At 56.5% G+C, this 19660-nt stretch carries 19 protein-coding genes; 12 read left to right on the forward strand and 7 right to left on the reverse strand.

Translation table 11 applies throughout. The annotated features are described in order from the left end of the window. The first annotated feature begins 172 nt into the window (after nucleotides 1-172). Both FQK12_RS01825 and FQK12_RS01830 read left to right on the forward strand, forming a co-directional pair. Nucleotides 173-793: a histidine phosphatase family protein gene (locus FQK12_RS01825; protein WP_014229161.1), complete on the forward strand. Its 621-nt coding sequence runs from the start codon at nucleotides 173-175 to the stop codon at nucleotides 791-793. Nucleotides 794-1041: 248 nt separating this feature from the next. Beyond that, nucleotides 1042-1521, forward strand: a complete 480-nt coding sequence (locus tag FQK12_RS01830) for an RrF2 family transcriptional regulator (RefSeq protein ID WP_004121015.1) — start codon at nucleotides 1042-1044, stop codon at nucleotides 1519-1521. A 64-nt stretch (nucleotides 1522-1585) separates the two neighbouring features. On the opposite strand, the gene oqxB is transcribed toward FQK12_RS01830, so the two are convergent. Both oqxB and FQK12_RS01840 read right to left on the reverse strand, forming a co-directional pair. Then, the gene (gene oqxB, locus FQK12_RS01835; RefSeq protein WP_014229160.1) at nucleotides 1586-4738 is read right to left on the reverse strand and encodes a multidrug efflux RND transporter permease subunit OqxB; all 3153 of its coding nucleotides are present in this window, start codon (nucleotides 4736-4738) and stop codon (nucleotides 1586-1588) included. Nucleotides 4739-4762: 24 nt separating this feature from the next. Continuing rightward, nucleotides 4763-5938, reverse strand: coding sequence for an efflux RND transporter periplasmic adaptor subunit (locus FQK12_RS01840; RefSeq protein ID WP_014229159.1), 1176 nt, complete (start codon nucleotides 5936-5938; stop codon nucleotides 4763-4765). A gap of 335 nt (nucleotides 5939-6273) precedes the next feature. Here FQK12_RS01840 and FQK12_RS01845 point away from each other — a divergent pair, with 335 nt between their 5' ends. Next, the gene (locus tag FQK12_RS01845; RefSeq protein WP_014229158.1) at nucleotides 6274-6648 is read left to right on the forward strand and encodes a helix-turn-helix domain-containing protein; all 375 of its coding nucleotides are present in this window, start codon (nucleotides 6274-6276) and stop codon (nucleotides 6646-6648) included. 74 nt (nucleotides 6649-6722) lie between these two features. On the opposite strand, the gene FQK12_RS01850 is transcribed toward FQK12_RS01845, so the two are convergent. Beyond that, entirely contained in the window at nucleotides 6723-7517 is a 795-nt protein-coding gene (locus FQK12_RS01850; RefSeq protein ID WP_014229157.1) for an AraC family transcriptional regulator, read from the reverse strand. A gap of 77 nt (nucleotides 7518-7594) precedes the next feature. On the opposite strand from FQK12_RS01850, the gene FQK12_RS01855 reads away from it, so the two are divergent. The 9 genes from FQK12_RS01855 to FQK12_RS01895 all read left to right on the forward strand — a co-directional run bounded on the left by FQK12_RS01855 (nucleotide 7595) and on the right by FQK12_RS01895 (nucleotide 16420). Beyond that, complete coding sequence (locus tag FQK12_RS01855; protein WP_041165281.1) at nucleotides 7595-9634, forward strand: FUSC family protein; 2040 nt, start codon at nucleotides 7595-7597, stop codon at nucleotides 9632-9634. Continuing rightward, the gene (locus FQK12_RS01860) at nucleotides 9624-9839 is read left to right on the forward strand and encodes a DUF1656 domain-containing protein (RefSeq protein ID WP_014229155.1); all 216 of its coding nucleotides are present in this window, start codon (nucleotides 9624-9626) and stop codon (nucleotides 9837-9839) included. The genes FQK12_RS01855 and FQK12_RS01860 overlap by 11 nt, the downstream gene beginning before the upstream one ends. Next, nucleotides 9836-10759, forward strand: a complete 924-nt coding sequence (locus FQK12_RS01865) for an HlyD family secretion protein (protein WP_014229154.1) — start codon at nucleotides 9836-9838, stop codon at nucleotides 10757-10759. The genes FQK12_RS01860 and FQK12_RS01865 overlap by 4 nt, the downstream gene beginning before the upstream one ends. 110 nt (nucleotides 10760-10869) lie before the next feature. Further along, nucleotides 10870-11670, forward strand: coding sequence for a hypothetical protein (locus tag FQK12_RS01870; RefSeq protein ID WP_014229153.1), 801 nt, complete (start codon nucleotides 10870-10872; stop codon nucleotides 11668-11670). 440 nt (nucleotides 11671-12110) lie between these two features. Next, on the forward strand, nucleotides 12111-12680 hold the full coding sequence (locus FQK12_RS01875) for a helix-turn-helix domain-containing protein (RefSeq protein WP_032693424.1): 570 nt from the start codon (nucleotides 12111-12113) through the stop codon (nucleotides 12678-12680). Between the two features lie 441 nt (nucleotides 12681-13121). Continuing rightward, nucleotides 13122-13484, forward strand: a complete 363-nt coding sequence (locus FQK12_RS01880) for a cupin domain-containing protein (RefSeq protein WP_014229150.1) — start codon at nucleotides 13122-13124, stop codon at nucleotides 13482-13484. 610 nt (nucleotides 13485-14094) lie between these two features. Beyond that, nucleotides 14095-15213 carry an aspartate-semialdehyde dehydrogenase gene (asd, locus tag FQK12_RS01885; RefSeq protein WP_014229149.1) on the forward strand — a complete coding sequence of 373 codons (1119 nt, stop codon included), beginning with the start codon at nucleotides 14095-14097 and terminating at the stop codon, nucleotides 15211-15213. A 72-nt stretch (nucleotides 15214-15285) separates the two neighbouring features. After that, on the forward strand, nucleotides 15286-15822 hold the full coding sequence (locus FQK12_RS01890; protein WP_014229148.1) for a dihydrofolate reductase family protein: 537 nt from the start codon (nucleotides 15286-15288) through the stop codon (nucleotides 15820-15822). A gap of 106 nt (nucleotides 15823-15928) precedes the next feature. Further along, entirely contained in the window at nucleotides 15929-16420 is a 492-nt protein-coding gene (locus FQK12_RS01895; protein WP_014229147.1) for a DinB family protein, read from the forward strand. A gap of 124 nt (nucleotides 16421-16544) precedes the next feature. Here the strand turns inward: FQK12_RS01895 and FQK12_RS01900 are convergent, their stop codons facing one another. The 4 genes from FQK12_RS01900 to FQK12_RS01915 are packed head-to-tail and all read right to left on the reverse strand — an operon-like array spanning nucleotide 16545 to nucleotide 19651. Continuing rightward, nucleotides 16545-17360, reverse strand: a complete 816-nt coding sequence (locus FQK12_RS01900) for a phytanoyl-CoA dioxygenase family protein (protein ID WP_004850413.1) — start codon at nucleotides 17358-17360, stop codon at nucleotides 16545-16547. Between the two features lie 23 nt (nucleotides 17361-17383). Continuing rightward, complete coding sequence (argE, locus tag FQK12_RS01905) at nucleotides 17384-18553, reverse strand: acetylornithine deacetylase (protein WP_014229146.1); 1170 nt, start codon at nucleotides 18551-18553, stop codon at nucleotides 17384-17386. Continuing rightward, the gene (locus FQK12_RS01910; protein WP_014229145.1) at nucleotides 18546-19220 is read right to left on the reverse strand and encodes a DUF1028 domain-containing protein; all 675 of its coding nucleotides are present in this window, start codon (nucleotides 19218-19220) and stop codon (nucleotides 18546-18548) included. Before FQK12_RS01910 ends, argE begins: the two co-directional genes overlap by 8 nt. After that, nucleotides 19217-19651, reverse strand: coding sequence for a RidA family protein (locus FQK12_RS01915; RefSeq protein WP_004139129.1), 435 nt, complete (start codon nucleotides 19649-19651; stop codon nucleotides 19217-19219). The genes FQK12_RS01910 and FQK12_RS01915 overlap by 4 nt, the downstream gene beginning before the upstream one ends. Between the last annotated feature and the right edge of the window lie 9 nt (nucleotides 19652-19660).

Below are 19660 nucleotides of genomic sequence, written 5' to 3' on the forward strand. Positions count from 1 at the left end.
AAATCGCCCTTACTAATGCCGTAGAAAGCTTGTCGAATGTCTCAGGGCGTGAAGCGGACATTATCGCTGGATAATATCCAGAAACCGGCTTCAAACGTTCACCATGCTACACTTTCGCCCTGAATCAGATAAACAAACGGGTATTCACATTGGATAACGGATCTCAAATACGATGAAAGTGATATGGGTGAGGCACGCAGAAACCGAGTGGAATCATAGAGGGATTATTCAGGGGCATCGCGACAGCTTCGTAACCCACCGCGGTATGCAAGAAACAGCGGCGTTACTGACAGCGCTGACGAAAGAGGCATATCCAATAGAATGTGTTTACAGCTCCCCGCTTGGGCGCGCCTTGCACATGGGGCTGAAGCTGTCTGAAGGTCTTGGCTGCCCGTTAAAAGTTGAAGAATCTCTTAAGGAACAGTCGTTTGGTTGCTTTGAAGGGATATCTTTCGAGCACTTCAGGCGAAACAATCCGCGTGATGCCGATGCGTTGCTCTTCCTTGATGCAGCCTATTGTCCCCCGGAGGGAGAGTCGTTAGCCCAGGCGACTCGACGCGTGATAAATTTCTTACAACACCTGCAAAATACCAGTGCACATCAGATCGTCTGTGTTGTTTCTCACGGGCATGTCAGTCAGGGCGTGCTGGCGATACTTAAAGAGGGGGCTCTCGATAACTTCTCTCGCTATGCTCACCCCAATGCGAGTTACTCTGTTTTCGATTTTACGGACGGCAAATGCGCCGCACTCAGATGGGGGATGGCTACCCACCTCATTCAACTTCAACGGTAAACGCCCATTAAGACCCCGGGGGTCCTGTGTGCCCGAGCGGGTATTAAATGCTGATACCTTTTTCATCAGTGCCTCACGCCATGGCGTGAAGCGTCGGCTGGCCCCGCTCTCACTTACGCTTTTTTACCTGGTGGGAAAAGCGCAGATTGCTTCAAAAAAATTACCGTATTTGGTATATTGTTGTTTATTGCTTACTCACCTCTGCGGTGCCAAAAAGAACAAGATTCACCGCTACCCAGGATAAGAAAATGTTAGATTACCGCTTCCCGACAGCTTTGCAGATGGTTCTCAGCGTAGCAATGGCGGAGCAGTTGGGTGAACGTTCGACGAGCGCGATTCTGGCCTACGGCCTGGAAGCGAACCCGAGCTTTATCCGCAAACTCATGGTTCCTCTCACGCGTGACGGCATAATTGTCTCAACGCTTGGCCGCAACGGCTCTATTCATCTCGGCCGCCCGGCGGAAGAGATCACCCTGCGCGATATCTACGTCTCCGTTATCGAAGATAAAAAACTGTGGGCGTCGCGCCCTGACGTCCCCGCCCGCTGCGTGGTCAGCGCGAACGCGTGCTGGTACTTCAAATCTATCGCCGATGAAGCGGAGCAGGCTTCGCTACAGGTACTGGCACGCCACACCGTGGCAAGCGCGCTGGAAGAGGTGAAAAAAGCCGATACCAGCGGGTGCGATCCGGTGCCTGAACTTATCGCCAAATATAAAGAAGCCCATTAATTTTCCTTGAGCGCAAAAAAAACCGCCTTCACAGTGAAGGCGGTTTTTTGTTATCTGCCGCACCCTACGCCGGCGAAACGTCCTCAGCAGGTTTACCGCGCGTCACGAATTTACGCAGCGTCACGTAAAACACCGGGGTCAGGAACAGACCAAACAGCGTCACCCCCAGCATCCCGGAGAACACCGTGATCCCGGTAACGCCGCGCACTTCCGCGCCCGCGCCGTGGCCGAGGATCAGCGGGATGGTCCCGGCAATAAAGGCGATAGAGGTCATCACAATTGGACGTAAACGCAAGCGACACGCCTCCAGCGCCGCTTCCATGATCCCTTTCCCCTGAATTTCCAGCTCGCGGGCAAACTCCACGATCAGAATCGCGTTTTTACAGGCCAGCCCCATCAGCACCACCAGCCCCACCTGTACGAACACGTTGTTATCGCCGCCGGTCAGCCAGACGCCAAACAGCGCGGAGAGCATCGTCATCGGCACGATAAGAATCACCGCCAGCGGCAGCGTCCAGCTTTCATACAGCGCCGCCAGCACCAGGAACGCCAGCAGCACCGCCACCGGGAAGACGATCAGCGCCGTATTGCCCTGCGTGGCCTGCTGGAAGCTCAGATCCGTCCATTCGATATTCATCCCGTTCGGCAATATCTGGCCGGACATTTTCTCCAGCTGCGTCATCGCCTGCGAGGAAGAGAGTACGCGCGGATCGGCATCGCCAATCAAATCCGCCGCCGGATAGCCATTGTAGCGAATCACCGGGTCCGGCCCGTAGGTGGTGCTGATATTCACCATACTGCCGATTGGCACCATTTCGCCCTGATTATTCCGCGTGCGCAAATTGGCAATATCCTCCACGCTTTCGCGGAACGGGCCGTCGGCCTGCGCCATCACGCGCCAGGTCCGGCCGAACTGGTTAAAATCATTGACGTAAGACGATCCCAGATAGGTTTGCAGCGTACCAAACAGATCGGTGAGCGACACGCCCTGCGCTTTCGCCTTATCACGATCGACCTGGACATCCAGCTGCGGCACGTTAGCCTGGTAGGTGGAGATCGGGAAGTGCATCCCCGGCGTCTGCATAATGGTACCGGACATCGCGTTTACCGCGCTTTGCAGCGCACCATAGCCAAGACCTGCCCGGTCCTGAATATAGAGCGAATAGCCGGAACCCTGGCCGAGCCCTAAAATCGGCGGAGGCAAAATAGAGAAGCCAAAGCCCTGCTGGATTTGCGCGATTTTCGCGTTGATCTCAGCGTTAATTTCCGCCGCCGAATGTTTACGCTGGTCGAACGGCTTCAGGCCAAAGAAGACCGTTCCGGTATTCGGCGTATTGGTGAACTGCAGCGCGTTAAGCCCCGGAAACGCGACCGCGTAATCCACACCTTCGGTATTCATCCCGATTTCGCTCATTTTACGGATCACCGCATCGGTGCGCGCCAGCGAAGAACCTTCCGGCATTTTCACGCCGCCGATTAAATACAGTTTATCCTGCGTCGGTATAAATCCGCCGGGTACCGCTTTAAACATGACGCCCGCCGCGCAGAGCAGCAGCACATAGACCACAAACACCGCCCCGCGTCGTCCGAGCGTTTTTCCCACCAGCCCCTGATAGCCGTTCGAGCTGCGGTGGAAAAAGCGGTTAAACGGACGAAAAATCCAGCCGAAAAGACGGTCGATAAGCCGGGTCGGGAAGTCTTTCGGCGCGCCGTGCGGTTTTAGCAGCAGCGCGGCCAGCGCCGGAGAGAGCGTCAGCGAGTTGATGGCGGAGATCACCGTGGAGATGGCGATCGTCACCGCAAACTGCTTGTAGAACTGGCCGGTCACGCCCGAGAGAAACGCCATCGGCACAAACACCGCGCACAGCACCAGCGCAATGGCGATAATCGGGCCGGACACTTCACGCATCGCCTGATGCGCCGCGGCGAGCGGAGCCAGCCCTTCCTCAATATTTCGCTCGACGTTTTCCACCACTACGATGGCATCATCCACCACGATGCCGATGGCCAGCACCAGCCCGAACAAGCTCAGGGTATTCAGCGAGAAGCCCAGCAGGTAGAGAATGCTGAAGGTACCCACAACCGAAACCGGCACCGCGATCAGCGGAATAATCGACGCGCGCCAGGTTTGCAGGAACAGGATCACCACCAGCACAACCAGCACCACCGCTTCCAGCAGCGTTTGCACTACCGCGCGAATGGAATCGCGAACAAATACCGTCGGATCGTAAGGCGCCGCCCATTTCATATCCTGCGGGAAACGCTTCGACAGCTCGTCCATTTTGGCGCGCACCGCGTTAGACAAATCGATGGCGTTCGCCCCCGGCGACTGGAAGATACCAATTCCGACCGCGTCTTTATTGTTCAGCTGGGAACGCAGCGCATAGCTGCCGGAGCCCATTTCGATACGCGCCACGTCGCGCAGGCGGACGACCGTACCGTCCTGCGTTGTTTTCAGGACAATATTGCCAAACTCTTCTTCGGTATGCAGGCGCCCCTGGGCGTTAATGGAGATCAGGAAGTCGCTCTCTTTCGGCAGCGGCTCGGCGCCAAGCTGCCCGGCGGAAACCTGGACGTTCTGCTCCTGCATCGCCGTGACCACATCCGACGCGGTCAGCCCGCGCGCCGCCACCTTGTTGGGATCGAGCCAGACGCGCATCGCGTATTCGCCCGAGCCGAAGATCTGAATTTGGCCGACGCCGGGCAGGCGCGCCAGTTCATCCTTCACCTTCAGCGTGGCGTAGTTACGCATATACAGGGAATCGTATTTACCGCCGGGCGAAAACAGATGCACCACCAGCGTCAGCGTCGGCGACTGCTTCTGGGTGGTGATCCCTAAACGCCGCACATCTTCCGGCAGACGCGCTTCGGCCTGCGATACCCGGTTTTGCACCTGAACCTGCGCCTGATCGGGATCGGTACCCGGACGGAAGGTTACGGTGGTCACCAGTACGCCGTCAGAACCGGCGACGGATTTCATGTACATCATATTTTCAACGCCGTTGATCGCCTCTTCCAGCGGCGTCGCCACGGTCTCGGCAATCACTTTCGGGTTGGCGCCCGGATACTCCGCGCGCACCTGCACGCTGGGCGGTACGACGTCAGGATATTCGCTCACCGGCAGCAGCGGGATGGCGATTAATCCGGTGATAAAAATCAGAATCGACAGAACGGCGGCAAAAATCGGCCTGTCGATGAAAAAACGGGAAAAGTCCATGGGTTGGATTCTCAGGTCAAGGGATCAGTGGAGGGCGGTGCTGGCGGTCATGGCCACGGTTTTCGCGTTAACCGGCATGCCCGGCATAAACACTTTCTGTAGACCATCGACAATGACTCTGTCGCCCGGCTTCAGCCCCTGCTGCACGATGCGCAAACCGTCGGCCAGACGGCCCGGCGTAATATCACGGCGCTGCGCTTTACCCTCTTTATCAACGACATAAACATATTTGCGATCCTGATCGGTCAACACCGCTTTATCATCGATAAGCGTGGCGTTGAATTCCGCGCTGCCAGGCAGGCGGACGCGGGCAAAGAGACCCGGCGTGAACTGACGCTGCGCGTTATCCAGCAGCGCGCGCATCCGGATGGTGCCGGTGCTCGGCGTTAACTGATTATCCAGAAAATCCACTTTGCCCTGATGGGGGTAGCCCTCTTCGCCAACCAGGCCAATCTCCACCGGCAGCGCCAGGTGATTGCTGGACGCGCCCTGCCCGCTGCGGGCGAGATTTTGATAATGGAGGTAGGTCGACTCGTCCACGTCAAAGTAGACGTAAACCGTCTTCTGCGACACCAGCGTGGTGAGCACGCTGGCGCTGTCGCCGGCGGTGACGAGGTTACCGCTGGTGATCAATGCCCGGCTGGCGCGGCCATCGATAGGCGCGGTCACTTTGGTGAAGTCCAGGTTAAGCTGCGCGGCGTCGACTGCCGCCTGCGCGGCGCGAATGTCGGCCTGCGCCTGAGTGGCCGCGGCGCGGCGCTGCTCCCACTCTTCGCGGGAGACCAGGTTGGTATTGACTAATTTATCGGTACGGTTAGCCTCGCTTCGCGCCAGGCTGGCCTGCGTTTTGGCTCGCGCCAGCGTCGCCTGCGCCTGTTCCAGCGCGGCGCGATAGGTTCTGTCATCGATAGTGAACAGCACCTCCCCCTTTTTCACCTCCTGGCCGTCGGTGTAATTCACTTTGTCAATGTAGCCGGAGACGCGGGGTCGCAGCTGGACGCTTTCCACCGCTTCAATCCGACCGTTAAAGCTGTCCCACTGACTAATGGATTTGACGACCACATCAGCGGCGCTGACGGCGGGCGCCTGCGGCGCGGCGTTTTGCGCGACGCCCTCATCGCATCCAACGAGGAGCGCCGAGAGCAGCATCACGCCCGGCACAGTCAGATGAAAGTTACCCCAGTATTTTTGCAGGCTCATTATTTTTATTCCGGTATTGGTAGCCGCCGGGCAAGACGCAGCGGAAGACACCGCGCCACTTCCTTTGTCCGGGCTGGCTTAAGGCCATTTGTGTCGTTCATCGCCACAAAACTGTAACAGTTGCGAATACACTATCGCGGCGATTGTAGGAAGGCGCTAAATTTAGTGCAAGAATAATTGTTGCACTTTATGTGCTATTCCTGGCGCCTAAAAATGGCGCGTTTCCGACATGGATTTAAATGCAACAATAAAACTTGCAATTAGTGCAAAAACGGGCCACCTTTAAATGCAACAGATAAAGATGCTTTTTTAGACGCTGCGTAGAGGTACATCAGATGAACACTGGCGCATTCATTCACGATTTACTCGACTGGATCGACAACAATCTTGATAGCCGTCTGGACATTGGCACCGTCGCCAGGCGAGCCGGCTATTCGAAATGGCATCTGCAGCGGCTATTTAAGGAGCATACCGGTTATCCTCTCGCCGAGTATATTCGCGCGCAAAAGCTACAAAAATCGGTCGAGCGCTTAGCCCACAGCGACGAACCGATTTTGAACGTGGCGATCGCCCTGGGCTTTGACTCCCAGCAGTCCTTCAACCGCAGCTTCAAGCGTCAGTTCGGCCAGGCCCCCGGCGCATGGCGCCGCAGCATCGGCAACCCGGATACGACTGGATTAAGCCAGCCGACCCCGCCCTTCTCTGACTAAATTTTGCGCTCGCCGCGACGCTGTGGCCGCGGCGGATATTAAGCGCCTCACTCCGCATCCAGCCTGCGCGCCGCTCAGGGATCTGCCGTTCTTCGACCGGCAAAGTAGTGCGCGGGCGTGCTCCCCATCGTTTTTCTGAACATGGTGATAAACGCGTTGACCGACTCATACCCCAGATTAGCCGCCACGTTTTGCACCGATACCCCGCTTGCCAGCTCCCGCAGGGCAATAATCAAATGCAGCTGCTGACGCCATCGCCCGAAGGTCAGGCCGGTTTCGCGCAGCATCAGGCGCGCTAATGAGCGCTCGCTGAGCGCCAGCCGTTTCGCCCAAACTTTAAAGGTGCTGCGATCCTCCGGGTGGCTGACCAGCGCATCCGCCATGGCGCGGATCTTAGGATGCGCCGAAACCGGCAGGCTCAGTTTCTGCTGCGGCATGGTGGCCAGCTCATCGAGCGTCACTCTGGTCAGCCTGCCGACATGGCTCTCCGCGGCGTAATCGACGTCCGCATTCGTTAAGCGGTCAACTAACGCTTTAATCAGCGGCGAAATCGCCAGCGTGCAGCATTTATCCGGCAGCGCGGCGGCGCCGGGTTCAATAAACAAATAGTTGAGATGCGCATTCCAGGTCGCTTTGGCGCTGTGCGGGATCCCGCCGGGGATCCACACCGCGCAGTCTGGCGGCACTATCCAGATATCGTTTTCCGCACGACAAATCACCGCCCCATAGAGGGCAACGATCAGTTGTCCCTTGCGGTGGGTATGAACCGGCACTTCTGCCGCGTAATCAACGAAATCAATATGCCGCGCGACGGCAGGGCTCGGCGTGCTATCGGGATCAAACAGGGTATGGGCAAGTCTGGATGGCATCTCATTGGCAACATTTAGGTATTTTTTGACAGAATAGAGTATTTAAGGAGACGCGCAAAGCGGGAATAATTCCCGGCATGAGCACATTAACTTCCCATCACAGCCGTTTTTTACACGCGATAAGCCGTTGGTCAGGCCGCATAGCCTCTCCCTCGCTGCTGAGCGACGCCCATGCCCTGCTCTATTCCGTCAGGAGTTTTGCCGCCGCGATGCTCGCCTATTACGTTGCCCTGGCGATTGGCCTTGAACGGCCCTCATGGGCCATCATCACCGTCTACATCGTGTCGCAAACCTCGGTGGGCGCGTCCCTGAGCAGAAGCCTTTATCGCCTGGCCGGTACCGTGGCCGGCGCGGGGGCCACGGTATTGATTGTGCCGACGTTTGTGAATACGCCAATTCTCTGTAGCGTGATTCTGGCAGGCTGGATCACCTTCTGCCTCTATTTATCCCTGCTTGAACGCACGCCCCGCGCCTATGCCTTTGTGCTGGCCGGTTATACCGCAAGCCTGATTGGTTTTCCCGCCGTCGCCGATCCCGGCACGGTGTTTAACATCGCCCTCATCCGGGTACAGGAAATCGCTATCGGTATCGTCTGCGCCGCGCTGATTCACCGCTACATTTTACCTGCCCGGATATCAGGGCTGTTCAACAGCAAATTAGCCCAGACGCTGCACGCCGCGCGCCAGCGGATTGCCGACACCCTGGCAGGCAAGGCCGACGCGCAGTCAGAGCCGCTGCATCTGGCGCTGGCGCTACAGTTTCTGCAGGGCATCAGCCACCATATCCCGTATGATTTTGCCCTTTCGGTTCCGGCCCGCCAGGCCAGGAAAGCGCTCCATGACAGGCTGGCGCGGTTGGTGATTGTCAACGGCGAAGTACGCGATCGTTTGCAGACCATCGCCGGGATGCCCGCCGCGATGCAGACTCTACTGAATGACGTGCAGGCCTGGCTGACCTGCGACGATACCGGCCAACGCAAAAACGCCGCAGAAGCGCTGCAACAGCGCAGCGCGCAGTTAGCGCAGCGGCTCGCGGCGCAGGCGCTGACCTTTGAAGATGCGCTGCGGGTAAATTTCTTACGCTACATCGCTGAGTTGATTACCCTCCTGCAGCAGTGTGAGCGGCTTTCGGAGGCCATTCATCACGCCAGACCTGCGCCAGCGCAGGTGGAAGATCGTGCGGCGACAGGATACGTTTTCCATCGCGATCCCCTGAGCGCCGCCCGCACGGCGCTGGGCGCTTTTGTCATCATTCTGAGCGGCTGTCTGCTATGGATTTACTCTGCCTGGCCCGATGGCGGCACGGCGGTGTCGATTCTCGGGGTTTGCTGCACGCTGTTTGGCAGTTTCGACACGCCGGCCCCGCATATTGTGAAATATATTATCGGCTCTGTCTGGGGCGTAGTGATAAGCCTTATCTATAGCTTCGCCCTGCTTCCTCCGCTCAGCGATTTCCCCGTGCTGGTGGCGGTGCTTGCCCCGGTCTATCTGCTTGCCGGCTCGCTGCAGGCGCGGCCCCCCACGACCTTTATGGCCATGGGGATCACCCTGACGCTGCCGGTACTGTGCGAGCTGGGCGCGCGCTACAGCGGCGACTTCGCCGACGCGGCCAACACCGCGATCGCCCTGTTTTTCGCGACCGGCTTTGCGGTTATCGGCATGAGTCTGCTGCAAACCGTACAGGCGGACGCGGCGATAAAGCGTCTGCTGAAACTGTGCCAACGCGATATTCGCCGCAGCGTGAGCGGCGTATTTAAAGGCGATGAAACGCACTGGACCAATCTGATGATCGACCGGGCCGCCCTGCTGCTGCCACGCTTGCCGCGCAGCGGGCAGTCCTCCGCCCGGGCGCTCGATCGCCTGGTGCACTTTCTGCGCATAGGCCTCTGCGTTATGCGCCTGCGCCGTTGCGAAACGCCCGCCGGCAGCGATATCCACGAGGTGCTTTCTCGTCTTACCCACACAACGGAGACCGAAGCCTTACGCGAGCGCATTGCCGCCATGGCGAACCGCTGCTTGCCCGCGAGGGAGGAAAAATCATGCCAGTTTGTCGACCGACTGGTCGATCTGCACTGCGCGTTACGGACGCAGAACGAGGAACCCACCCATGATAAATGACATCAATATCGGGGGCGTTTTTATCCCCGGACTGCTGCTGACCGCGCTCATTGCCCTGGTCTGTACGCTGTTACTCGTACCGCTTTTCTCCTGCAGCAGGCTTTACCGCCGCTTGCCCTTACGCCCGCTGCTTGATGTTTCAACCTATATCGTGACCTTTTTCCTGCTTTTGCAGGGCCTGACCACACTGGGGTTATTCGCATGAAATCTTTTTTCTCTTTGCTGGGCCGTTACGCGCTGACGTTAATCGCAGTAGCGGTAGCGGCCTGCGTGGCGTTTATTTTCTGGAAACAGTATGCGCAGACGCCCTGGACGCGCGATGGCCGGGTTCGGGCAGATGTGGTGCAGATTGCGCCGGATGTTTCCGGGCCGGTGAGCAGCGTGGCGGTGCGGGATAATCAGTGGGTTAACCGCGGCGATGTGCTTTATGCCATCGACCCGCGCTGGCTGAAGCTGGCGGTGCTCAGCGCGCAGGCCGACGTCGAAGCAAAACGTCATGAAATGCTGATGCGCCAGGATGCCGCCCGGCGACGCGCGCTCATCAAAGGGGTCATTTCCGGCGAGGATATCCAGCAAACAGGCAGCGCAGCGCGCGTCGCGGCGGCCAATTATCAGGGGGCGCTGGCTGCGCTGGAACTGGCGCAGCTGAACTTATCCCATGCAACGGTGCGCGCCCCCGTTACCGGCTACGTGACGCATCTTCGGCTCCGCCCCGGCGACTACGCCGCGGCGGGAGAAACAAAGGTCGCCGTGGTCGATGCGCACAGTTTCTGGGTGGTGGGCTATTTTGAAGAGACTAAGCTGCGTCATATTCGCGTCGGGAGCGCCGCACACATTTCTCTGATGGGGTTTGACCCGCTCATCACCGGGCACGTGGAGAGTATCGGCCGGGGGATCGATGATAGCAATGACGAGACCGGCGGGCTGGGGCTGCCGGATGTCAATCCCACCTTCAGCTGGGTGCGACTTGCGCAGCGAGTCCCCGTTCGTATTCAGTTAGATAAGATACCGGAAGGGATTGAACTGGTGGCGGGACTATCCGCCAGCGTTTCCATCCTGCCTGAAAGCCCTGACGGCGGGCGTAGCGGAGGATCGGGCTACGTGGCTCAGGCTATCCACCCATAGTGGACCCGAGACTCAATGAGGAAACGACGCTTCCTGCAAAAATATCTGGCCCGAATATACCGAACTCGATATTCTGTAATGCTTTGTATTTTTTGTGAACAGGAAAAAGTATGCTTAGTACGTTACCCGATTTACACAGAAGTTTTGCAGAGCAACTCAAGCTTAACGTTCAGTCTGACGCCCGGATTCACTCCCTGCTCGCGGGCGGCTCGCTTATTCATGGCGGATTTGATAAATACTCCGATTTGGATTTTGTCGTTGTAGTAGACCCTCTTTACTATGATGAAATCATGGCGCAGCGTGTGGCGTTCGCCGGAACTGCAGGCAACCTGCTGCATGCGTTCACCGGGGAACATGTCGGAGAGCCTCGCCTGCTGATATGCCTGTATGGCCCTGAACTCCTCCATGTCGATCTGAAATTTGTCACCCTGGACATGCTCACTCAACGCGTTGAGGAGCCGGTAGTGTTATTTTCTCGCGATCGCCATGCCCTGGAGCGACATCTGGCACAATTTCGTGCCCAGTGGCCTGACATGACGCCGGAGTGGTTTGAGTCCCGAGCCTGGATCTGGCTTCATTATGCGGTGGTTAAACTGGGAAGGGGCGAACTTTTCGAAGCGATGGGTATGCTGTCATTCTTCCGGGAGCAAGTGCTGGGACCGATGCTGTACCGCCGCGCCAATCTACCGCAGCGTGGGGTTCGCCGCATTGAATGCCACAATATCGATCCTGAGGGCCTGCTGACCTCCACGCTGGCCACGCACGATCGTGACTCCGTCAGCATCGCCATCAGCAAGGCGGTTGACGCTTATATCAATCTCCGCGCTGATGCGCTGCCTGAAAATATCGCGGACGATGCGGCACGACGGGCGCTCCTTGCCATGCTAAAAGCGTATTCTGAACGGGTTTAAACGATACTTCCGGCCGCTTACATGGCCGGAATGTAAAACTATCGTGGAAGATGCCGCCAATACTCAAATCCCAGGACAAACACCGCTATCCGGGAAACCACTCGCGACCAATGGAACTCTCGTCAGAGAGTCTGATACAAATCATTGAAGACCGGCTCATCGTTCAAAGCAGCCCATCAAATTCTGAGCGCTAAAATTTTACTTGATGTGCAATATTTCCCTTTTTTCAGGCGGCCCCTCATGAGTCTGTAAACCCCAGGGGGGGTCATCTGAATGGATAAATAGAGTATCCAGGCATTGCGGGCGCGTGATAAATTGCTGCCTGTTGATGCAGCTATGCTATATCAGGCCGGCGACAGCATCGTCATGTCCTTACCGCGATCACAACTGGGCGGGCATTTATTCATATGAGAAAGCCACACTCGGGGAGGGTCGCAATAATGGCTGATTCAGGACACGATAAACCTGCTGCGTTGTCATTAAATATCGGCAATAAAATAAGACGACTGCGGCAGTCACGGGGGATTTCGTTAAACGACCTGTCTAAATTGTCAGGGGTTTCAAAGGGGGCATTATCCAAACTGGAGTCAGGATTTTCCAGCCCCCGTGTCGATACGTTGGACGCTATCGCCACTGCATTACGTTTACCGGTTGGCGATTTACTGAGCGGCGGCAGCAGGATATATCCCTGTTTTGATAAGCATCGTCCCGCGCCGGGCGAATATTCACAAATGATGAAATTCCGCATCGGCCCCGGCAATACCTCCGAGATATGGTTGCTGCAAATGGAGCCGCAGGTCACCATCCACAGTCCCGGGCATTCAGACGGGTCGCATGAACATATTCTGGTTCACAGCGGCACCCTGCATCTGCGCTTTAGTCAGTACGAAGTCATCACATTAGAACCCGGGGATTTTTACGCTTTCTCCGCGCAGGTTGCGCACACATACAGCTCAAGAGAGACGGCGATTAGCGCAACGGTGGTGATGACTCACCTCGAGCCAGGTTAACTCCTCTACGCGATTATCTGGCCAGGAGCCCCCTGATAAAATGCCGAAGAGCGAGCATGTGTTCACTTAAAGAAACAAAAACGCTCTCCTGAAAGCCAGGCGGAAAATTCTTTTATAAATAAAATGAAGTAAATTCAGCCGATTGATTTTGTATTGATAAATTATTGCGCCCGTAACCGGGAAACCCATTGTTCTGCATGCGGGCTGACTGTATTGTTATTTCGAACAACAGCACCGGCTTCCCTGCGCTGTATTTTCCGCAATGCGAAGCAGTTGTTAGCGCCAGAAAGCTGGCCATGTTACGGCCAATTTATCTTTGGTCTGCCGGAGTTTTTTTAGCAATGAATATCGATCTTCCGGTAGCGCACCGCGCTACCATTGTCGGTTCTTTTACTATGCCAAATAAATCCATCTGGATTATATATATGACGGAGAAGATGAGTGCATAAAGTTAATTTAAAAGAAAGTTTTGCTCTGTTCAGCGAATGCTGGAGCCCCAAAATTGTCGGCGAAATTAATAACGAGTATGTCAAACTGGCTAAGTTAGCCGGAAAGTTTGACTGGCATCATCATGAGCATGAGGACGAGCTTTTTCTTGTTATCAGCGGCCGCTTGCGAATGGGGTTAAGAACGGGCGATATCGTGCTTGAAGCGGGTGAGTTTATCATTGTGCCGAAAGGAACCGAGCATTGTCCTGAAGCGTTAACTGAAGAGTGCTGCGTCGTTTTACTTGAGCCAAAAACGACGCTGAATACGGGCAATATCGTCAATGAACGTACTGTACATGAGCTGGATAGACTATAGTCGCGCCTCCTGACGTCTCAGAACGTTCTGAACGGAGAGATTTCCTTCCCCGTCAGGTTTGGCGGGGCGTGAGAATCTGTTTTATCGGAAGTCAGTCACCATTACTCCCCTACCGCCGCGAGTTTCGGCGGCGGCAATCATTGTTGGCTGAACTGACTTCATTATTTGCTAACCTTCATTTATTACTTATTCATTAACTATCAGGGACAGGAAAGATCATAGAGCGGCTTTTCCCTATAACCTCAAATAAAAATCGATTCCACTATATTAACTGAACGAAGCACGGCTCTTGCTGCCAGATATTTACCATGACAAGGCGCGGTAAACCAGCGTCCGCTCCCCGCTCATTGCAAACCCTGGCTTTGTTCAGTCTGGCTGTTGTGTGCCAGAAGCGGATGTCTTACGCCTGTTCTTGCCTTTAAATACAAATGCCGCAGGTCAACAGGTTATGATTTTTTAGCTGTGAAAGAGATAAAAATCGCTGATGCCAGATGAAAGATTTTAATAATGATGGAATCGGATGTTGTTCGTAATGACCTTTAATTTGGAATGAGATATAACGTGCCTCGAAGAAAATTAACATTCTCATAACGTAATTAGGGTTAAGCAAATGAAGCAGGTTGGCATTGTTGGTTGGCGAGGAATGGTCGGTTCTGTTTTGCTACAGCGAATGATCGAAGAGAACGACTTCGACAATATATCAGCGCATTTTTTCAGCACCTCCAGTGCAGGAGCCGCCGGCCCTGTCATTGATGGCGTCAGCTACACACTTAAAGATGCTAATTCCGTAAGTGCGCTGGCCGAAATGGACATCATCATCACCTGCCAGGGCGGGGATTATACCAAAGCAATATACCCTGCTTTGCTTAACCATGGCTGGGAAGGCTACTGGATTGACGCGGCTTCAGCGCTGCGGATGGATGAGAAAGCCTGCATTATTCTCGACCCCGTCAACCGCAACAATATCGATCGTGCAATTAAAGAAGGCATTAAACTTTTTGTCGGCGGCAACTGTTCCATTACGCTGAGTCTTATGGGGCTGGCTGGGTTGATAAAGGCTGACTTGATCGAATGGATGAGTGTGATGACCTACCAGTCCGCATCGGGTGCTGGTGCACAGTATGTACGGGAACTCATTGCGCAAAGTGCCTACATAAGCCGCCATTTATCTCCGGATGAGCTGGCATCCTCAGGTTCAGTGCTTCCGTTAGTTAATAAGGTCAGTGAATTGATTAACAGCGCTGATATGCCGACCCAGAACTTCGGTGCACCTTTGATGGGCAGCATCATTCCCTGGATTGACAGCGATTTAGGCAATGGCAATAGCCGTGAAGAATGGAAAGGTGAGGCGGAAACCAACAAAATTTTAGGCCTGTCTCCCGGTACGATCCCGGTAAACGGCTTATGCATACGCGTCGGCGTGATCCGCTGCCACAGCGCTGCTATAACCCTTAAGCTCAAGCGTGAAGTCAACGAAGAGGAATTTGCCGAATTAGTGATGAATTCCCACCCCTGGGTTAACTATGTGCCCAATAACAAGGAAGAGAGTGTCAGTACCCTGACACCGGCCTGTATCAGCGGTTCGCTTAAGGTGGGTATTGGTCGTTACAAGAAAATGTCGCTAAACAATGAACCGATCTACTCGGTCCTGACGGTCGGCGATCAGCTATTGTGGGGAGCAGCGGAACCATTGCGCCGCATGTTGAATATTTTGGCTGGAAAAGCTTGAATCATATTATGTGGACAAAACACCTCCCCCTAAACTCAACGGCATAAATATAAGCTGTATACGGAGCACTTGATGGTCACCACACATGTTTTTATCGCGGTCAGTCTTGATGGTTATATCGCCCGACAGGATGGCGATATCGACTGGCTGTTGCAGCGCGATGACCCAACAGAAGATCATGGCTATGCCGCATTCATCGCGGACAAAGATTGGATCGTTATGGGCCGGGGGAGCTATGAGAAAGCGCTGACTTTTGACCAATGGCCTTACGATCGACCCGTGCTGGTTCTCTCCCGACAGCTAACCGATACCGCCATTCCCGAGGCGCTGAAGGGCAAAGTGCAGCTCTCAAGCCGCACGCCGGGGGAAGTGCTTGCTGACCTGGCGGCGCAAAACGCGCATCGCGTCTATCTGGATGGCGGGCAGGTAATACAGTCGTTCCTGCGCGAAGGTCTGGTCGCCGATATCGTTATCACGACCGTTCCTGTCCTGCTCGGTTCGGGAATACCATTGTTCGGATCCCTGACCAGGGATATCGATTTGACGCTGTTATCAAGCCGCAGCTTCCCTTCGGGACTGGTGCAGTCGCACTATCGGCTGACGTCATAAACGGCATATAAACCTGACGGCGGCCTACGCTAAAGCAACAGTACCGCCCTGCCAGCGATACTGAATGTTACTGATATAATCACAAAATAGATAAAAGAGGTGACGCATGGGTACTGACAAAATAGCTACGCTGTTTAGATACAAACGCTGGATAGATATTGAAACGCTACAAGCGATTAAAAAAATTGATGCGTCTGCGAATGCAGAAAAACGCCATCTGACGCTCAGATTAATGAATCACATACATGTGGTTGATATGATCTTCCGCGCTAACATTACCGGCCAGAAGCACTCCTACACCGCACTGAACACGCCAGAGACGCCCTCTGCCGATGAACTTCTGAGAACAATGACTGAATGTACAGACTGGTATATTCAATACGTCAATGCTATGTCCCCCGTTGACCTTGCTGAAACCATTAAATTCCAGTTTGTCGATGGCGGACCTGGTGAGATGAAGGCGGTTGATATGCTCAATCATGTGCTGTTTCACGGAACATATCATCGCGGCGCTGTAGGTTGGCTACTTTCAGAAAGTGGTGTCACCCCACCCAAGGACGTACTGACCGTCTTTCTAAGAGATCATAACCACGAGTAACCGAGTCATATCAATTTCCTCCCTTAGCCCTTAAAGCAAAAAATTAAGGAGCTTCAATCCCCTCAGTCAGTGAGTGAAAACCTTTCGCCGCAAGATGGGCGGGTCCTCGCCCGCCCTGCCGCCGCTACCGCGGCCAGACCTGCGGAAACTCATCGGCGACAAGCGGCTCTCCGTCGCGAAGCTTAAGCCCCGGAAACGGCGGCGACGTCACGCCGCCGCGGTCGGCGAATGTCGCATCATCCCCTACCCAACGGGCGGAAAATACCCGCCGCGCGCGGGCGGTTGAATTGCCCTTTGCGCCATGCAGCGTGCGGAAATGAAAAGCGACCGCATCGCCCGGCTCCAGCGCCCAGCTGACGATATCGTAATCCTCCTGATGGGCATCAATGTCCGGCAGCTCTTTAAAGCGCGAATGGGAATAGAGCTTTGAACCGTTAAACCGCGTTGGGCTGAACTCATCGTCCCAGCGATGGGAACCGCGAATGCAGCGCAGCGAAATCGCCTCCGCTACCGGATCGAGCGGGATCCACAGGCTGACATTCTGCCGCCCCTCCACGCAGTAATAGGGCTGATCGTGGTGCCATGGCGTTACCGTACTGCCGCCGGGCTGTTTCACCAGCGTGTGCTCGTGGAAAAACTTCGCCGTCTGCGACCCCATCAGCGCCGCGGCGATCTCCGCCGCCGGCGACTGAAAAACAAAATCGCGAAATTCCGGGATTCGTTGCCAGTTGCAATAGTCCTGAAAAAACGGCGCCGAGCCGTCCTCGGGGATCACCGTTCGCGCGTGACCGTACTCGCTGGGGTTCGCCATCAGCGCGGCGACGCCGCGCGACAGGCTCTCGATCCACGGCGTGAACACGCCTTTAAGTAGCACGACGCCGTCGGCCTGCCAGCGGTCGACGGTCTGTTGATCAATAAGCGGGGAGTTCGGGTTTTGCATAGTCGCCATCCTGTGTTGATAAATCAGCGAAGAGAATCGGAGGGATCGGCGCGCATCCAGGCGCAAAGGTTTTCCAGCATCGCCATACAGCGTTCGGTCTGGGGGATGCTGATATATTCGTCCGCCTTGTGGCCCTGAGCCATGCTGCCCGGCCCGCAGATCAGCGTCGCAACGCCCGCCTCGTCAAACAGGCCGCCTTCGGTGCCGTAGGCGACGGTGGTGAAATCGTCGCTGCCGCACCACTGCGCCAGCCAGCGGGCGAACTCTGACTGCGGGTCGCTCAGCAGCCCCGGATAGTGGCTCAGCGTCTGGAAATGAATATCGCTGCGCTGCGCCACCTTGCGCATCGCCGGAAGCAGCTGCTCGCGGGCATAATCGCCCAGGGCGTCGGTCACGGCCTGCGGGCGCGTGCCGGGTAAATAGCGAATTTCAAAGTCGAACCAGCAGGATTGCGGAACGATATTCAGCGCCGCGCCGCCGTGAATCGTCCCCACCTGCAGCGTGCCCGAGGGCGGCGAAAACCGGCTATCCTGCTGCTGCGCAAGGCTTTCACCCAGCGCGTCCAGCCGGGAAATCAGCCTGGCCGCGTAGCTGATCGCGTTAACCCCTTCCGGGGCGTAGGCCGAGTGGCAGGCGTGCCCTTCCACGCGGCAGCGCACCGCGAGCTTGCCTTTATGGCCGTAGACCGGGCGCATGTCTGTCGGCTCGCCGATAATGCACAGCGCCGGTTTGCCGGCGGAGGCGCGGAGAAAATCCACCAGACTGCGCACGCCCAGGCAGCCAACCTCCTCATCATAAGAGAACCCCAGGTGCAGCGGCATCCGCAGCGGCGCGGCAAGAAACGCCTCCAGCGACGCCAGCACGCAGGCGATAAACCCTTTCATATCCGCGCTGCCGCGACCGTAGTAGCGCCCGTCGCGTTCGGTAAGGGCAAATGGCGGCACCGTCCACGCCTGACCATCCACCGGCACCACGTCGGTATGGCCGGAGAGCATCACCCCGCCGGGGCCGGTTGGCCCAAAGCGGGCATAGAGGTTTGCCTTGCGCCCTTCGTCGTCATAAAACAGCTGCGACGTCACGCCGCGCGCGCGCAGAAAGTCGCCGATCCAGGTAATCAGCGCCAGATTCGACTCGCGGCTGGTGGTATCAAACGCCAGCAGCGCGCCGAGGATCTCACGCACGCGGTTATTCATCGCCCGGCACCCCATAGGTCGGCGCTTCGCGCGGGTCAAGCGCGCGGGTGATATACGCTTCCATCTGCGGCTCGTAGGCCAGCCACAGCGCTTCCAGCGCCGCTACCGGGCGTTCTTCCGCCCAGTCGACGCGTAAATCCACCACTGGCCAGGCGTAATCCTCCACGACTTTAAGAGCCGCCGAGTGCTCCGGCCCGGCTTCGCCGCCCGCATCGATACCCGCCTGCAGAGCCGCAATCAGGCGGCTGGCCAGTTCGCCGCTGGCGGCTTCGAACGCCGCCGTCATGGCGGTAATCACCTGCGGGTTGGCCAGCATATTCCCCGCCGCCACGCAGTTCTCGCCCTGCGCCAGCTGCCAGATGCCGAGCGTATGTTCGCCGCTGAACACGGCGCTCTCGCCGCTGGCGTCGATGACCGCCACCTGGCGATAATCGCTAAACCGGTCTTCGCCCAGCGCCTGCGTCAGGGCCTGCTGCGGCGTGAGCCCCGCCTCAAGCCCGGCAAGGATCTGCGGTCCGAGCGCGGGCAGCGTGATGTTCTGGCTGGACACCGCGCCAACGCCCGCCAGCAGCCACGGGCAGCGGGCGCCAACGGCAATGCTGGATGAGCTAATCGCAATGCCCAGTTGACCTGACTCCGGGCACAGGGCGGAAATAGAGAGGGTCATGGTGCCTCCTGCGCATGCCAGTCGTCAGGGATCACCGCCGTGACGTCAATTTCCATCAGCCACTGCGGCTGCGCGAGAGCCGATACCACCACGCCGGTCGAAATGGGAAACACGCCTTTGAGCCATTTCCCCACCTCCTGGTACACCGGTTCGCGGTAGCGCGGGTCGATCAGATAGGTCGTCGTTTTCACGATATGCGTCAGATCGCTGCCGGCCTCTTCCAGCAGCTGTTTAACGTTCTTCATCGCCTGTTCTGCCTGGGCGCGCGGGTCGCCCAGGCCGATCAAATTGCCGTCAAAATCGGTACCCACCTGACCACGAACGTACACGGTATTTCCCGCGCGCACCGCCTGGCACAGATCGTTATTGAGCGTCTGATTGGGATAGGTTTCTTTGGTGTTAAACATCCGAATACGGGTATGGGTTGGCATAGGTTGCGT

Origin of the sequence: Klebsiella sp. ME-303 (genome assembly GCF_007910085.1) — a bacterium.
Lineage (GTDB): Bacteria > Pseudomonadota > Gammaproteobacteria > Enterobacterales > Enterobacteriaceae > Klebsiella > Klebsiella michiganensis.

Coding starts and splice junctions, on each gene's coding strand:
- FQK12_RS01825 (WP_014229161.1), top strand. CDS start 173: ATGAAAGTGATATGGGTGAGGCACGCAGAAACCGAGTGGAATCATAGA.
- FQK12_RS01830 (WP_004121015.1), top strand. CDS start 1,042: ATGTTAGATTACCGCTTCCCGACAGCTTTGCAGATGGTTCTCAGCGTA.
- oqxB (WP_014229160.1), bottom strand. CDS start 4,738: ATGGACTTTTCCCGTTTTTTCATCGACAGGCCGATTTTTGCCGCCGTT.
- FQK12_RS01840 (WP_014229159.1), bottom strand. CDS start 5,938: ATGAGCCTGCAAAAATACTGGGGTAACTTTCATCTGACTGTGCCGGGC.
- FQK12_RS01845 (WP_014229158.1), top strand. CDS start 6,274: ATGAACACTGGCGCATTCATTCACGATTTACTCGACTGGATCGACAAC.
- FQK12_RS01850 (WP_014229157.1), bottom strand. CDS start 7,517: ATGCCATCCAGACTTGCCCATACCCTGTTTGATCCCGATAGCACGCCG.
- FQK12_RS01855 (WP_041165281.1), top strand. CDS start 7,595: ATGAGCACATTAACTTCCCATCACAGCCGTTTTTTACACGCGATAAGC.
- FQK12_RS01860 (WP_014229155.1), top strand. CDS start 9,624: ATGATAAATGACATCAATATCGGGGGCGTTTTTATCCCCGGACTGCTG.
- FQK12_RS01865 (WP_014229154.1), top strand. CDS start 9,836: ATGAAATCTTTTTTCTCTTTGCTGGGCCGTTACGCGCTGACGTTAATC.
- FQK12_RS01870 (WP_014229153.1), top strand. CDS start 10,870: ATGCTTAGTACGTTACCCGATTTACACAGAAGTTTTGCAGAGCAACTC.
- FQK12_RS01875 (WP_032693424.1), top strand. CDS start 12,111: ATGGCTGATTCAGGACACGATAAACCTGCTGCGTTGTCATTAAATATC.
- asd (WP_014229149.1), top strand. CDS start 14,095: ATGAAGCAGGTTGGCATTGTTGGTTGGCGAGGAATGGTCGGTTCTGTT.
- FQK12_RS01890 (WP_014229148.1), top strand. CDS start 15,286: ATGGTCACCACACATGTTTTTATCGCGGTCAGTCTTGATGGTTATATC.
- FQK12_RS01895 (WP_014229147.1), top strand. CDS start 15,929: ATGGGTACTGACAAAATAGCTACGCTGTTTAGATACAAACGCTGGATA.
- FQK12_RS01900 (WP_004850413.1), bottom strand. CDS start 17,360: ATGCAAAACCCGAACTCCCCGCTTATTGATCAACAGACCGTCGACCGC.
- argE (WP_014229146.1), bottom strand. CDS start 18,553: ATGAATAACCGCGTGCGTGAGATCCTCGGCGCGCTGCTGGCGTTTGAT.
- FQK12_RS01910 (WP_014229145.1), bottom strand. CDS start 19,220: ATGACCCTCTCTATTTCCGCCCTGTGCCCGGAGTCAGGTCAACTGGGC.
- FQK12_RS01915 (WP_004139129.1), bottom strand. CDS start 19,651: ATGCCAACCCATACCCGTATTCGGATGTTTAACACCAAAGAAACCTAT.